14 protein-coding genes are annotated in these 13,739 nt (G+C 45.0%); 2 read left to right on the plus strand and 12 right to left on the minus strand.

Annotated elements, in window-relative coordinates:
- Positions 1–226: 226 nt before the first annotated feature.
- Both A5878_RS15375 and abc-f read left to right on the plus strand, forming a co-directional pair.
- Positions 227–2,227 carry a KUP/HAK/KT family potassium transporter gene (locus A5878_RS15375; RefSeq protein ID WP_005227748.1) on the plus strand — a complete coding sequence of 667 codons (2,001 nt, stop codon included), beginning with the start codon at positions 227–229 and terminating at the stop codon, positions 2,225–2,227.
- 313 nt (positions 2,228–2,540) lie between these two features.
- Positions 2,541–4,124: a ribosomal protection-like ABC-F family protein gene (gene abc-f, locus A5878_RS15380; protein WP_034869033.1), complete on the plus strand. Its 1,584-nt coding sequence runs from the start codon at positions 2,541–2,543 to the stop codon at positions 4,122–4,124.
- 95 nt (positions 4,125–4,219) lie between these two features.
- Here abc-f and A5878_RS15385 read toward each other — a convergent pair whose 3' ends face one another.
- The 12 genes from A5878_RS15385 to A5878_RS15440 form a co-directional block, all read right to left on the minus strand.
- Positions 4,220–5,680 (minus strand): peptide MFS transporter, encoded by a 1,461-nt coding sequence (locus A5878_RS15385; RefSeq protein ID WP_005227746.1) that lies wholly within the window; start codon positions 5,678–5,680, stop codon positions 4,220–4,222.
- A gap of 357 nt (positions 5,681–6,037) precedes the next feature.
- Positions 6,038–7,222: an acetate/propionate family kinase gene (locus A5878_RS15390; RefSeq protein ID WP_005227745.1), complete on the minus strand. Its 1,185-nt coding sequence runs from the start codon at positions 7,220–7,222 to the stop codon at positions 6,038–6,040.
- A gap of 24 nt (positions 7,223–7,246) precedes the next feature.
- Entirely contained in the window at positions 7,247–8,251 is a 1,005-nt protein-coding gene (locus A5878_RS15395; RefSeq protein ID WP_005227744.1) for a class I SAM-dependent methyltransferase, read from the minus strand.
- A 167-nt stretch (positions 8,252–8,418) separates the two neighbouring features.
- Positions 8,419–8,790 carry a competence type IV pilus minor pilin ComGG gene (comGG, locus tag A5878_RS15400; protein WP_015510479.1) on the minus strand — a complete coding sequence of 124 codons (372 nt, stop codon included), beginning with the start codon at positions 8,788–8,790 and terminating at the stop codon, positions 8,419–8,421.
- Complete coding sequence (comGF, locus tag A5878_RS15405) at positions 8,753–9,178, minus strand: competence type IV pilus minor pilin ComGF (RefSeq protein ID WP_005227741.1); 426 nt, start codon at positions 9,176–9,178, stop codon at positions 8,753–8,755. The genes comGG and comGF overlap by 38 nt, the downstream gene beginning before the upstream one ends.
- Entirely contained in the window at positions 9,168–9,482 is a 315-nt protein-coding gene (locus A5878_RS15410; protein ID WP_015510481.1) for a hypothetical protein, read from the minus strand. The genes comGF and A5878_RS15410 overlap by 11 nt, the downstream gene beginning before the upstream one ends.
- Positions 9,463–9,936, minus strand: coding sequence for a competence type IV pilus minor pilin ComGD (gene comGD, locus A5878_RS15415; RefSeq protein ID WP_034869031.1), 474 nt, complete (start codon positions 9,934–9,936; stop codon positions 9,463–9,465). The genes A5878_RS15410 and comGD overlap by 20 nt, the downstream gene beginning before the upstream one ends.
- The gene (gene comGC / locus A5878_RS15420) at positions 9,911–10,216 is read right to left on the minus strand and encodes a competence type IV pilus major pilin ComGC (RefSeq protein ID WP_005227736.1); all 306 of its coding nucleotides are present in this window, start codon (positions 10,214–10,216) and stop codon (positions 9,911–9,913) included. The genes comGD and comGC overlap by 26 nt, the downstream gene beginning before the upstream one ends.
- Positions 10,213–11,241: a competence type IV pilus assembly protein ComGB gene (gene comGB / locus A5878_RS15425; protein WP_034869028.1), complete on the minus strand. Its 1,029-nt coding sequence runs from the start codon at positions 11,239–11,241 to the stop codon at positions 10,213–10,215. Before comGB ends, comGC begins: the two co-directional genes overlap by 4 nt.
- Positions 11,195–12,157, minus strand: a complete 963-nt coding sequence (gene comGA, locus A5878_RS15430) for a competence type IV pilus ATPase ComGA (RefSeq protein WP_005227732.1) — start codon at positions 12,155–12,157, stop codon at positions 11,195–11,197. The genes comGB and comGA overlap by 47 nt, the downstream gene beginning before the upstream one ends.
- An 88-nt stretch (positions 12,158–12,245) precedes the next feature.
- On the minus strand, positions 12,246–12,902 hold the full coding sequence (gene trmB, locus A5878_RS15435; RefSeq protein ID WP_005227731.1) for a tRNA (guanosine(46)-N7)-methyltransferase TrmB: 657 nt from the start codon (positions 12,900–12,902) through the stop codon (positions 12,246–12,248).
- A 57-nt stretch (positions 12,903–12,959) separates the two neighbouring features.
- Positions 12,960–13,739 (minus strand): phosphotransferase family protein, encoded by a 780-nt coding sequence (locus A5878_RS15440; protein ID WP_005227730.1) that lies wholly within the window; start codon positions 13,737–13,739, stop codon positions 12,960–12,962.

Here is a 13,739-nt window from a genome sequence, read left to right on the forward strand (position 1 = left end):
AAGCAGGAAATGAAAAATGTTTATTGCCATTTTTAACAAATCAATTGACAGGAGCTGCAAAAACAAAGATAATAAGAGCACTTTAGGGGAGTAGCACATGGATCGTTCCATGATCTTAGATCAACAGCAAGCGGGAATCCGCTGGTTTAAGATGTTTCTTGCAAGACCTAAGTGGCAAGGGGCCGCTTAGGTCTTTTTGCAGTTTAAAATGGAGGGAAAACAGTCAATGAGTTCAAGTAAAATGAAAAAAGTGACCGCCGGCGGACTTTTAGTCGCCATGGGGGTGGTCTACGGTGATATCGGTACGAGCCCGCTTTACGTAATGAAAGCCCTGGTGGAGGACAATGGCGGACTACGCACCTTAACACCCGATTTTATCTTAGGCAGCGTCTCGCTCGTCTTTTGGACGCTAACGCTGTTAACGACGATCAAGTACGTCTTGATCGCATTAAACGCGGATAATCATGGAGAAGGCGGGATTTTCTCCCTTTATACTCTAGTTCGTAAAAACAGCCGCTATTTGATTATTCCAGCAATCATCGGGGGCGCAGCCCTGCTAGCAGATGGCGTGTTGACGCCAGCCGTGACGGTGACCACTGCCATCGAAGGATTACGGGGGATTCCAGTCTTTTTTGATCGCTTCGGCAATGACCAATCGATCATCGTCGGCATCACCTTAGCAATCTTATTGGTCCTCTTTGCCCTGCAGCGCTTTGGGACTGAGTTTGTCGGCAAAGCCTTCGGACCGATCATGCTAGGCTGGTTCACTTTCTTAGGGATCGTCGGGGTGATGAACTTTGCTGGTGACCTTTCGGTGATTCGCGCCCTTGATCCCCGTTATGCGATCAATTTGCTCTTTAGTCCCGATAACAGTGCCGGTCTCTTTATTCTCGGCAATATCTTTTTGGCAACGACTGGTGCGGAAGCCCTCTACTCAGACTTAGGTCACGTGGGCAAGAAAAACATTTATGCCAGCTGGCCCTATATCAAAATCTGCTTGATGCTAAATTACTTTGGTCAAGCGGCGTGGTTGCTGCAAGTCTATCAAAACCCGACTTATCAAGAAATCGAAAACTTGAATCCATTCTTCCAAGCGTTGCCGCAAGGGTGGACAGTCTTTGGTGTCAGCTTTGCCACCCTCGCTGCCATCATAGCTTCGCAAGCCCTGCTGTCTGGCTCCTTTACCCTGGTTTCTGAAGCCATCAAGTTGAAACTATTGCCGCGGATGCAAATCATCTATCCGGGGGCGTCTATCGGGCAAATGTATATTCCTGCCTTGAACACCTTGCTGTGGATCGCCTGTTCTGGCGTGGTCTTGTTCTTCCAGACCTCTACTCGGATGGAAGCTGCTTATGGATTGGCCATTACGGTAACGATGTTGATGACCACTATTTTGCTGTATTTCTACTTGCACCAAAACAAGAAGACCCGTTTCTTGGCACCGTTCATCACGCTCTTTTTTGCAGCGATCGAGGGGATTTTCTTTATCTCCAGTGCGACCAAATTTTTCCATGGCGGTTACGTTGCCATCTTATTAGCCAGCGTGATCATCGGCGTGATGCTGATTTGGGAATGGGGCAATCGTATTCAAGAAAATGCTGCCGAAGAAGTTGCGCTTTCTACCTACATCCCTCAATTGAAACAGTTGCGGGAAGATGATTCTTTGCCGTTATCTCAGACGAACGTCGTCTTCATGGTTCCTAAACTGCAAGACGATCAGATCGGTCAGCAGTTCATCTATTCCATTTTAGACAAACGGCCAAAACGTGCCAAAGTGTATTGGTTCGTCAATGTGGAAGTCACCGACGAACCCTATACGAAAAAATATGAAGTTTCGATGGCAGATACCGATTTTATCGTTAAACTAAAGCTTTATCTCGGCTTTCGGGTGCCGCAAGAAGTCAATCTCTACATTCGCCAAATCATTCAAGAATTGATGAAAGATGGTCGCTTGCCGCTGCAGCCGCAACGCTACTCCTTAACGCCTGGACGCAATGTGGGCGATTTCCAATTTGTGATGATCGAAGAAGAGCTGTCGAATGCAACTGCATTAAGCAAATGGCAGAAGCAAGTCATGCAGACGAAGCTTTTTATCAAACGCCATACCATTTCACCTGAACGCTGGTTCGGCTTAGAATACAGTGATGTGGTTCATGAGACCGTTCCATTAGTCATCGGTCAGATGAAAGAAAGCTCTCTGACAGAATTACGCATCGAGGAACGCTAAGAAACCGCCAGTACTGGTTGAACTTTCTGATACTTTCAGGTACACTGAAAAGACAAAGACACAAAGGAGGGGAAACTACCATGATGCGCATGACTAAAATAACAAGTAATGAAAATTACCAACGATACCATATCGCATTTAGCCATGCAATTGGTTTTACAGTTGCTGTTGACGGGACGAGTCTGTCCAAAACAGTTACATTTACGTAAAATCAATGGCCATCTCAAGGTATTTTTCTCAAGAAAATCTGAGTTTAAATAACACTGGCCATGGATATCCATGGCCTTTTTGAGTGGTCTCAAGGAGAGAGATCATGATTATACAAGCAATTGCTATTAAAAAAACCATCGGCGGGAATCCGTTATTTGAGGAGTTAGCCTGCCAAATCGAAGCTGGGGAAAAAATTGCCCTAGTCGGCATCAACGGAACGGGCAAATCAACCTTTTTACAAATCTTGACTGGCAGTGAAGGCGTCGATAGCGGCGTTATCAGCCGCCAAAAAGGCTTAAGGATCGGGACGGTCGAGCAAGAGCTGACAGTTTCTGAAGCAACCGTTACCCACTACCTGCTCCATTCTGCTGCTACCATTCAAGAACTCAAACAACAAATGAGCCATTACGAAGCCTTGATGGCAGAACCCGATACTGATTTAGAGAAGTGTCTGATCCGTTATGGCGAGCTGCAGCAGCGCTTTGAAGAGCTGGGCGGTTATGGATTGGAAGACCGAATTTCTACGATCTTACAAGGCTTAGGAATTCCCCATCGGCAGGACGCACGGTTAACAGAGCTTAGCGGCGGTGAACGGGTCAAAGTCGCTTTAGCCAAAGTGCTAGTTGCCGATGCTGACTTGCTGCTACTGGATGAACCAACCAATCACTTGGATCTTTCAAGTATCCGCTGGTTGGAAAATTATTTACAGAATACGAAAAAAGCGGTTCTAGTCGTTTCGCACGATCGGCACTTTCTCGATCAAGTCACCACCAAGACCTGGGAACTGGAAGAAGGCGCCTTGATTGAGTATCCTGGAAACTACAGCCGATTTCGTGTCTTGAAAGAAGCTCGCTTGGCGGAGCTGACCAAAAATTACGAACTGCAGCAAAAAGAAGTCCAGCGGCTGAAAGTCATGATTCGTCGGTTTCGCCAGTGGGCCCATGAAGGAGACAATGAATCCTTCTTCAAAAAAGCCAAAGAATTGGAACGCCGCCTAGCGAAACTAACGCTGGTCAAACCGCCAGCGCCCCCGAAAAATCGGCTGCAAGGCTTGACAAATGGCGGAAAATCAGGCAAAGAGGTGTTCATGGTTCGCGACTTGCACCAGCAATATACCGATCAGCTCCTATTCAAAGACAGCAGTTTTGCAATCTACCGTGGGGAGCATCTAGCCATCATCGGCGACAATGGTACCGGAAAATCAACCTTACTCAAATTACTTCTCGGTGAGGAGCTTCCTAGCGGCGGCACTATCAAGCGCGGCAGCAGCTTACAAATCGGTTATTTGCCCCAACAGCTACAGTTTGACGATCCTGAGAGCCGCTTGTTGGCCTACGTACAGACGTTGACAGGAAACGAAGAGGCTGCTCGTCGGCAATTGGCCAAAAGTGGATTTTATCAAAGTGATGTGGCCAAACGAATCAAAGATTTATCTGGTGGTGAAAAAATCCGTTTGGCGTTACTGAAACTCTTTTTAGAAAAAATCAACGTCCTGATTTTGGATGAACCAACCAATCACCTCGACAGCTATGCCCGAGAAGAAATTGAAGAAATGCTGCAAGATTATCAAGGGACCCTGCTGGCAGTCAGCCATGACCGCTACTTTTTACAGCAGCACTTCCAAGAGGCCCTGGTCATTGCACAGCAGCAAATCACGCGCCAGTCCCTGAGCCCCTTGATTGACTAAGACATTGATTCGCAACAAAAAAACTTGATTTTCCTACGATATGCATGGGTTGTTCAATCCATGCATACGCGGAAAATCAAGTTTTTATTTTTTGATCAATGAATGTTGCCGATCAAGTTGCGGATCGGTTTTCTAGCTAAATACAAGATGATACCGACAACAACGGCTACTCCGCCGACGATGCCATAGTACATCCCTTCTGTTTGCGGTGTGTAGAACCGAGCGATTTGCGCATTGATGGCTTGTGAAGAAGCGTCTGCTAACAACCAAATCGCCAAGGTTTGTGCTTCGAAGGCTTTCGGCGCTAGTTTGGTCGTCACCGACAAGCCCACCGGTGAAAGACACATTTCCCCTGCAATCATGATGAAGAAGCTCAATACCAACCATAATGGGCTGACCCGTTCTTCTACTCCAAACAAGAGGCTTGGCAGCATTAGCAGTAGAAAGGACAAACCGGCTAAAACTAAACCGATGGCAAACTTCACTTCTGTCCGTGGCTGACGAGAGCCTAGTTTGGTCCACAACCAGACAAAGACAGGTGTCAGTAAGACGACAAAAAGTGGATTTAAGGTTTGATACAAACTTGCTGGAATATTGATGCCGAATAACGTTGATTGCGTACGGTCAGCGGCAAACAATGCCAAGATCGATGAGCCTTGTTCTTCCAATGACCAAAATACGATCGCTGACAAAAAAAGCGGAATGTAGGCCAACACTTTTTTCTTTTCATCTGGTGTGACATCTTTCGAACGGAGCATTTTGGTAAAGTAGTAGATTGGTAAGAAAATACCTAGAACACTGATAAAGTTGATGAAGAAATCAACCGTCAGATGGCCAGTTGCAGCTGCTGCACCAAACAACACTGCCAATGCGAGAAGAACCAGAACGACTGCTCGGAAGAAGGTTTTCTTTTCGGCTGCCGATAAGGGATTCGTTGGCGCGATCGCTACGCTTTTCAACGTGGTTTTTCCTTGCACATAATACTGCACCAAACCGATGAACATCCCGATAGCAGCAATCGAAAAGCCTAAGTGGTAGTTGACCTCTTGTCCTAAGATCCCGACGATGATCGGTGCTAACAAGCCGCCAATATTGATCCCCATGTAGAAAATCGAGAAACCAGCATCCCGACGGATATCGTCTTTGCTGTATAAATGCCCCACCATACCCGACACGTTGGATTTCAAGAGTCCGGTTCCGATGACGATCAGCATCATGGACACAAACAACGCTGGAATCCCTAAAGGTGTTGCCAAAACGATGTGTCCTAACATGATCAAGATCCCACCATAAAAGACGGATTTATTTGATCCTAACAGACGGTCCGAGATCCAGCCGCCAACAATACTTGACATATACACTAAGGAACCGTAAATCGACATGATCGCCACAGCCGTTCCTTTTGGCAACCCTAAGCCGCCGTTGGCAACTGCATCGTACATGAAGTACACCAGAATCGCCCGCATACCATAATAACTGAATCGTTCCCACATTTCCGTGAAGAATAAAGTCGACAGCCCTCGCGGCTGACCTAAGAATGTTTTTTCTTTTTCCATATGTAATGGCCCCTTATAAAAATTAATGAAAATAAAATAGCGGAATTTTTCTGAAAATTCACAAATGCCAGTTTATTCCCATTTGGTAACTTTTACAAGGGTATTTCCCTGAGAACATCTTGTAAAAAAGGAGGGAAATTTAAATTCAAATGAAAGCAAAATGAGAAGCCCTCCACCTAGGTGCAGTATGAGCCAATTTTCATATGTATAATTATTAAATTTTCTGTTTAAAAAATTAGAAAATGGTCTTCACCAATTTTTCTCTCTAGCCCCATTTTGCGGACTTTCCTACAAAAAAACACATGCAAGCATCTCTCTTGCATGTGCTTCAGCTTCTATTCTAAGAAATGTTTTCGCTTAGCCGCGTAAACGTTCCACATCGCGAGCGATCATTAATTCTTCATCTGTTGGGATCAAAAGTACTTTGACTTTTGACTCTTCAGTTGAGATCACTAATTCTTCGCCGCGTTTTGCATTTTGATCGACATCTAATTCGCAACCAAACCAAGTCATGCCTTTGATAACTTCGCTGCGGACGTGGGCATCATTTTCACCGATACCGGCAGTAAAGACGATCGCATCAACACCGTTCATGGTCGTTACATAGCCACCAATGTATTTACGGATGCGGTCAGTAAAGACGTCATAAGCAACTTTGACTTCTTCTTTGTCGTAGTTTGCTTCTAGATCGCGCATGTCGCTGGAAATACCAGTTAAGCCTAATAAACCAGATTTTTTGTTTAAAACATCCACCATTTCATCGATATTCAAATCTAATTTTTCCATTAAGTAAGGCAAAACAGCAGGATCGATGTCACCTGAACGTGTGCCCATCGTTACACCAGCTAATGGCGTGAAGCCCATTGATGTATCTACTGATTTTCCGCCGTCAACCGCAGTGATCGACGCACCGTTCCCTAGATGGCAAGTGATGATTTTTAATTCTTCGATTGGTTTACCTAACATTTCTGCTGCACGCTCAGAAACATAACGGTGGCTTGTACCGTGGAAGCCGTATTTACGTACTTTAAATTCGTTATAGTACTCTAATGGCAAGCTGTATAGGTAATTGTGTTTTGGCATCGTTGCATGGAAAGAAGTATCAAAAACAGCGACACTGATGATTTCTGGCAAGATTTTTTTGAAAGCAGTGATCCCCATCAAGTTTGCTGGGTTGTGTAATGGCGCAAATTCAGCCAATGCTTGGATGCGTTCCATCACTTCGTCTGTGATCACAACTGAATCAGGGAAATCTTCTCCGCCGTGAACGACGCGGTGACCGACGCCAGTGATTTCATCATAGGCACCTAAAATGTTTAATTCGATCAGTTGATCCAATAACATTTTTACAGCTACTTCGTGATCGTTGATGTCGATGATTTGTTCGAATTTTTGATCTTCCCCATATTTGATGGTAAAGATAGAATCTTTCAAACCGATTCGTTCAACGATTCCTTTAGCGACAACTGTTTCCTCTGGCATTTGATATAATTGCCATTTTAAACTTGAACTTCCAGCATTGATTGCGATTGTTTTTGACATGATGATCTCCTTATCCGAATTATATTACAGATTTGCTGCTTTCCAAGCCGCAAATTGTTCAAAAAGTTTTGTGATGTTCTTTGGTTCTTTCAGTGAGGCTAGCTTGACCAGCAAGACTTCGTCTGCTTGTTTGCTTGTCCCTCCATGGTTTTGTAAAAGCAAAATACTTTTACGTGAATGTTCATTTTTAAAGAGTTCTTCAGGAAGCTGAATCATTCCTTGCAAATAAACCTTTTCTTTCAGCCATTTTTTCAAAAATTCACTCTGTTCCGTTTCCAAGAAGTTGCTTGGTACTAAGAACAAACCGTAACCGCCAGCTTTGACATAGTTCATCGCTTGTTCCATCAACAAATGATGGGCGTAACTGTGCCCTTCTAGAGCCGCCGTAATGAAGCTGCGGGCTTTGTCATCTTGTGGGTAATAGCCCACCGGTAGATCGCTGATCGCCAGATCCATCGGTTCGATCAAAAGCTCTTGCAAGCCATCTTGATGGAACAAATGCAAGGGCGCTTTGGTCCATTCGCCAGTCGCAGCTGCGATCGCCAACAAGGTTTCGTCAATATCCACACCGGTTCCTTCTACTGGACGCTTCGCTAATTGCAGATTCAGCAAGACTGTCAATAAGAGATTCCCCATGCCTACCGATAAATCAAGAAGTTTCACTGGTTGGTCGGCACTACTCAACTGCTCGATCAAATAGACGAATAAAAACCCAAGACTATCTGGTGTCAGTTGGTGATTGGCCTGCAGGCGCTCCGTTTGGCTGCCTTTCAACAAAACCAACTGCGCAAGCTTGCGTTTTTCTTCTGCCGATAGTTCCATTGCTCGAATTTCTTGATAGATGGTTTCTAAACGAGCAGCAGTTGCTTCATCTGGTACCCCATCGATCACGCGAACTTGGTATTGATCAACAAAATTTTCGATCGTCTCTACGTAAGCATCAAAAAAAGACGTTTCCAATGCGTTTTGAAGCAGTTGGATCGCTTCAACGGTCAAATGAAAAGACGTTTCCATTTTTTCTGCGGACATCTTGCACCTCTTTTCAAAACTATAACAACATATATACCTGTTTAATTTTAGCCGATTCATCCAAAATAATCAATCGCTTTCGTTTAGAATAATTTGTGAAGCTGTAAACATTCTTTTTCTATTTCTGTATGAAAAAGGATGGTCGAAACAACCATCCTTTTCCTGTACTATTCTTCTTGGTCATCTGTGTCTATTTCAGGCTCTTCTTCGGGTAACAAAAAGGTAAATGTAAAGCGGCGGCTTTTGACATGGCACTCGATCTGTAAGAGTTGTCCTTGCCGTTCATAGGTTAACTTTCCTACATTATAAAGTCGTGACCCTTGATCTGCCAATTCGTTTTGCAAGAATTCCGCATGAAACAGTTCGCTCATGATGCGGGCTTCATAGGTTTCAATGGTTTTTGTATAAAAAAGGGCTGTTGTGCGGCTGTTTTCTAACACTAGCAATAACATCAAGCTCAACAGCTGCACAAACAACAATGCTGTGAGTAAAATACCGCCTTTATGCCGCCTCTTGTGTGTGAATTTTCCATTGTCCAATTTTCTGCTCTCCATTCTCAAAGGAAACGGTAAAGCGGATCGCTGCGCCAATTTTCTCAAAAGACACATCCGTTACTTCTGTCAATAGTGGTTGATACCCATTGTTGTCCCGCTTTCGCAGCACGCGATTGATGCGATCGATGGTGACCGAATTGTTTTGACTGCTTCTCAAATACAGTGTGGTCTCACTGACCGATAGATAGGTACAGGTACTTAATTCCCGTTCCAGCTGAAACAAAAACACATGCCATTCTTGATCTTTGCGAGCCATGATCTGCTGATTGACGGGTGCGAGGTGCTTGACGATCCCGCTGATCAGCAATAAGCAGATCGCCAATACCCATAAAGACAACAGACACTCCAACAAAGTAAAGCCTTTACTCTTCATACACGATCTCCCAGAGCTGCTCGCAGCTTTGGATGCGTGCCTGTTGATGCTGCGCTGCTTGCCAAAAGCGAACTTGATAGACTGCCTGACGCTGCGTCGTGTAGGTAATGGTTGACGCATCAAAGGAGTGGTTCTGGACTTCTTCATACAGCACCCGCAGCATTTGGGCTTTTTCTTGCAATGCCGCACTTTGCGTCAGTGAAGCGGTCTGCATTGCTAAAAACAGTAACACACAAGTTGCCAAGACCCCAAAACCAATCAGGCTTTCTGCTAAGATGAACCCACTATTCAACGATTTTTTCATAACGGCCACTCCCAAATAAAAACTTATAGCTGATGGTTTGCTTTTTCTCCTGCCAATAGAAAATGATCCTTCGCAGACTGCTGTTGTTGCCGGATTGACTACTAAAAAGAATATCGGGAAACGCCTGCATCGCTAGTTGAGGAGGAACGTCGATCTTGGTGACTGGCTCAGTTGCAGCGCCGTAAAATGAAACAGTTGGTGTTGGCTCTGCTTGATAGATTGCTCGGGTTTGTGTGTTATCGATGATGGCCGATTGCTGCAAGGTATAGAGTCCTTTTTCTAAGCGAGCACAAAAGCCGAAAACTTCCGCAGATCGTTGATAGTACTCGATAGCCACGACGGGGAAAAAGAGAAAGAGACTACTGATCAAGAGTACCAAGAGACTTTCCATCAAGGTAAACCCAGAAAATCCCCTAGTGCCATTGTTCTCACTTTCCCTGCTCATAAATCGCATATTGTTCCTCAGATACATACCCTTCTGCAATCAATTCTTCTTTCGAAGGCACCCGATCTTCATTTAGACGAAAGAGTTCGATCTGGGTTTCCACTACTTTCACGATCGCCGCATTTCCTTTCTCATCAATGATTCCTCTTTGATTGGCAAGATTTGGGACAAACAACAAAACCAAAATACTGATCACTAATAAAACGACTAGCATTTCAACCAATGTAAATCCTTTTTTGACACGCCAAATCCTCTGCTTGCGAGGAGATGCTACTTTCTTTTCTATCATTCGATCACTCCTTGGATATTTCCATAGATTGGTAAAAACATAGCGGCATAGATCCCAACGATCATTAAAGCAACCAACAAAAAAATCAGAGGCTGAACCCAGTGAATGGCTTTTTCGATTCGTTGAAACAAGCGTTCCATCAATAATTGACTGTATAAAAAAAGCTCTTCTCCTAACTTTCCTCGTACTTCTCCTTGAAAGACGATCAAAGAAAATTCGGGTGTGAGAAACGAGAAATGACGAAGTTTTTCTGGGAGTTCGCCCCCAAGTGTCAAGGTCACTCGCAGTTCTCGTGCTAATTCTTGGATCAAGGTAGCTTTATTGGTGTGCTCCATACACTCAATGATCTGTTGGATATCTAACCCTTGCTGAAACAACTTGCCCCATTCCAATGCGAAAAAACTCGTGTGATAACTCGTGTACAATGCTCCGAACAATGGCAGGTGGCTGAAAAACACAGCTTTTTGCAAGGCAGTGCGGCGGGCAAACACCCAGCGGCTGATCACAAAAAGCAGCACACTTAACAACAAGAAGAGGATAAGTACTGCTGGTGCCCAAGTGATGGCGCGAATGCCCCAATGACCTTCGTCGATCATGCCAGAGGCTAGCAATTGGGGCAATAAAAAGCGGTGCATCCCAAAAAGCGCAGCTATTAAAAAGACCAGTAACAAAAGCGGATAGGCAGCTACTTTGTACAGCAGCTGTTTTTGCTTGTTGACCAATTTATGGTAGTCGACCATCCGCCGCAAGGTCGCCGTGAGATCCCCATGATTTTCTGCTAAATGAAGCTGACTTTTTTCAGTAGCCGATAACGACAACGGCGCTACCGCTGCTGCAAAGCTTTGCCCTTGGGCGAGATGGACAATTAGCTGTTCGATCACAGGTTCAGAAAACTGGCGGCTGCGCAGCAGCACTTGGAGGCTTTCTTGTAGGGAAAAGCCACTCTCCAATAACACCGTGAAGGTGACTAAGAGGGCTTCAGTTGCACGGCGTGGTAGCTGGGGCTTCTTTTTCATAAACTTCATCGCTGATCCACCCACTTTCTTTCACTTGTTTTAATACCTGCTGCCACTGTTTTTCCACTTGCCCCTCATAAAAGTGATATGCCAGCAATCCATGAGGTTCATTCGCTTCATTTGGCAACAATCGCTGATAAATGATCCCTTGCAGCGCATGTGCCAGACGATCGTCTGTCCCGAGCAATTCCAGCAGCCGCGTCTTTGTTTCTGCTACACCTCGGGCATGGATCGTGGCAAATACTCGGTGACCTGTCAGAGCGGCTCGTACAGCGGCTTGCGCCGTTTCTTTGTTACGAATCTCGCCGATCAAAAGCAGGTCTGGACGATGCCGCAAGGACAAGCGAATCAATTCATCATAGTCTTGTTCGATCTTCAAATTGGTTTGCAGCTGTAAAAAGCGCGGCTCCTCGATCTCCACAGGATCTTCGATGGTAATGATTTGCCCCTTGGTTGCCCGAGCTAATTGATACATGAGGGTCGATTTCCCTGAGCCAGTGGGGCCAGAAAACAAATACAGCCCTCTTTGTTTGGTTGCCTGTTGGATCTGTTGGACGTCTTCTGCAAAAAAATAGCGCAGATGCTCCTGAGTCAAAGGATAAAGAAACCGCATCACGAGACTTTCACGCCCTTGGTAATCACCGACTGTGGAGATGCGCAGCCGCTGCAGCTGATCGCCTAACGGATAACTGACTGCTCCTAACTGAGCTTTGCGTCGTTCTCCCACCTCCATTCCTCCTAAAAATTTGAAGCGAGTGATCAGCTGTTGGGCTTCTTCGTTGGTCAGTACTTGATAGGTCTTTCTGAGATAGCTTTTACTGAAAATCACCTCCATCTGTGTACCACTCGGCAAAATGGCCAGATCCTGCATGCGTTCTTGTCTGCCATAGTGAATCAACTCATCTGAGAATGCTTGAATATCCACGACTTATCCCTCCTAAAAAGAAATACGCAAGCCTTTTGAGAATAGAAAAAAAAGACGAAGCAAATTTGCTTCGTCTTTCGTCTCTTCTTTATTCCTGCGGGTCTTTTGCCACAAATTGGGCTTCCACCCGATAGATTCGCTGCCCGCGGCTTGAGAATTTTTCTTCATATTCCGTCATGATATTGTTCTCAAAGGTACTGTTATGCAGGTCCAACCAAACTTGTTTGATGATCATGCCATATTGAGAAAAGCTCGCTAAGGAATACTCAAACAATCCTTGGTTGTCCGTTTTGAAATGGATTTCGCCATTAGGTCGTAAAATTTGCTCGTCCACCGCTAAAAAGGCTTTAGAAGTCAAACGGCGCTTCTCATGCTTCTTCTTAGGCCATGGATCAGAAAAATTCAAATAGATCTGGTCTACTTCATTGTCCGCAAAATAGTTGGTCAAAGCCGAACCATCCACATGCAGCAGCTGCAAGTTTGGGATCTCCTGCTCGATCATTTTATCCAATGCGATCGAAACGACACTGATCTGCATCTCTACCCCAATATAATTGATCTCAGGATGAGCTTTCGCCATTTCCGTAATAAATTGACCTTTTCCCATGCCGATCTCGATGTGTAGCGGATGATCATTGCCAAAGCGTTCATGCCAACGCCCTTTCCATTCGGTAGGCTCTGCAACGACGTATTGTGGATGAGCTTCAATCAGCTCTTTTGCACCTGCACGTTTTCTTACTCTCATGTTTCTTCCTTTCCGAAAAAACAAGATGGAACCAAATTGCCTCGCTCCATCTTCTCTTCATTCACTATAAATTCGTTTTAATTGTAAAATCTCTGCATTCATGGCTTTGTAATCGCCCCGCAGATAATATTTTTTGACCTCTTGCAGCATACTCAACAATGCATACCAATAAATTTTTTCGATCACTTCGCTGCTGCTATGGATACCGTAGCGCACCAGCCAATGGGACCAGCTGGATAGCGGCACATAGTGACCTAAAATAGTCCCGATATCGATTGCTGGATCTGCAAACATCACGGAATCCCAATCGACTAAATACAAATAGTTTTGACAAACCAGCCAATTTCGATAATTGACATCGCCATGGACGACCGCGGCTTTTTGCTCGTCAAAAGCTGGAATATTGGCTTTTAAATACTCGGTGACCAAATGAATAAAACGGTTTTGAGCCACCGCAGAAGGCAGCTGATCTTGATAATCCATCAGCATCTGTTCAGGCGATCTGACTTGTCCGCCGATTTTGCTTAGCATCTGTGCCAGCGTTTTTGAATGATGCAAGTGATACAACACATCAATGACGTCATTTCTTTGGCCGATCTCATCGGGATCTAAGACCCGTCCATCCAGCCATTCTTGTGCGGAGAGCGTATCCCCATTTCCCGTCCGTTTCGTCCAGACGAGTTTGGGTGCAATGCCCTCTTTAGAGAGTGCCGCAAGCATCGGGGTCGTATTTCGTTTGATAAAGACTTTGTCGTTGTCCTTGAGCCCGATATAGGCTTTCCCGGTGTCGCCTTTGATCGGCCGCATACGCCAATCTTGATCCAAGCGAATATCCAT

It is taken from the genome of Enterococcus sp. 3G6_DIV0642 (assembly GCF_002140635.1).
Classification (GTDB): domain Bacteria; phylum Bacillota; class Bacilli; order Lactobacillales; family Enterococcaceae; genus Enterococcus_D; species Enterococcus_D casseliflavus.

Excerpts from the sequence above, each read along its gene's own strand:
- A5878_RS15440 (WP_005227730.1), bottom strand. The coding sequence starts at position 13,739 with ATGGATATTCGCTTGGATCAAGATTGGCGTATGCGGCCGATCAAAGGC.
- A5878_RS15385 (WP_005227746.1), bottom strand. The coding sequence starts at position 5,680 with ATGGAAAAAGAAAAAACATTCTTAGGTCAGCCGCGAGGGCTGTCGACT.
- A5878_RS15410 (WP_015510481.1), bottom strand. The coding sequence starts at position 9,482 with ATGAAAAAATCGTTGAATAGTGGGTTCATCTTAGCAGAAAGCCTGATT.
- A5878_RS15395 (WP_005227744.1), bottom strand. The coding sequence starts at position 8,251 with ATGTCCGCAGAAAAAATGGAAACGTCTTTTCATTTGACCGTTGAAGCG.
- trmB (WP_005227731.1), bottom strand. The coding sequence starts at position 12,902 with ATGAGAGTAAGAAAACGTGCAGGTGCAAAAGAGCTGATTGAAGCTCAT.
- A5878_RS15375 (WP_005227748.1), top strand. The coding sequence starts at position 227 with ATGAGTTCAAGTAAAATGAAAAAAGTGACCGCCGGCGGACTTTTAGTC.
- comGD (WP_034869031.1), bottom strand. The coding sequence starts at position 9,936 with ATGCGATTTATGAGCAGGGAAAGTGAGAACAATGGCACTAGGGGATTT.
- A5878_RS15390 (WP_005227745.1), bottom strand. The coding sequence starts at position 7,222 with ATGTCAAAAACAATCGCAATCAATGCTGGAAGTTCAAGTTTAAAATGG.
- comGF (WP_005227741.1), bottom strand. The coding sequence starts at position 9,178 with ATGAAGAGTAAAGGCTTTACTTTGTTGGAGTGTCTGTTGTCTTTATGG.
- abc-f (WP_034869033.1), top strand. The coding sequence starts at position 2,541 with ATGATTATACAAGCAATTGCTATTAAAAAAACCATCGGCGGGAATCCG.
- comGC (WP_005227736.1), bottom strand. The coding sequence starts at position 10,216 with ATGATAGAAAAGAAAGTAGCATCTCCTCGCAAGCAGAGGATTTGGCGT.
- comGB (WP_034869028.1), bottom strand. The coding sequence starts at position 11,241 with ATGAAGTTTATGAAAAAGAAGCCCCAGCTACCACGCCGTGCAACTGAA.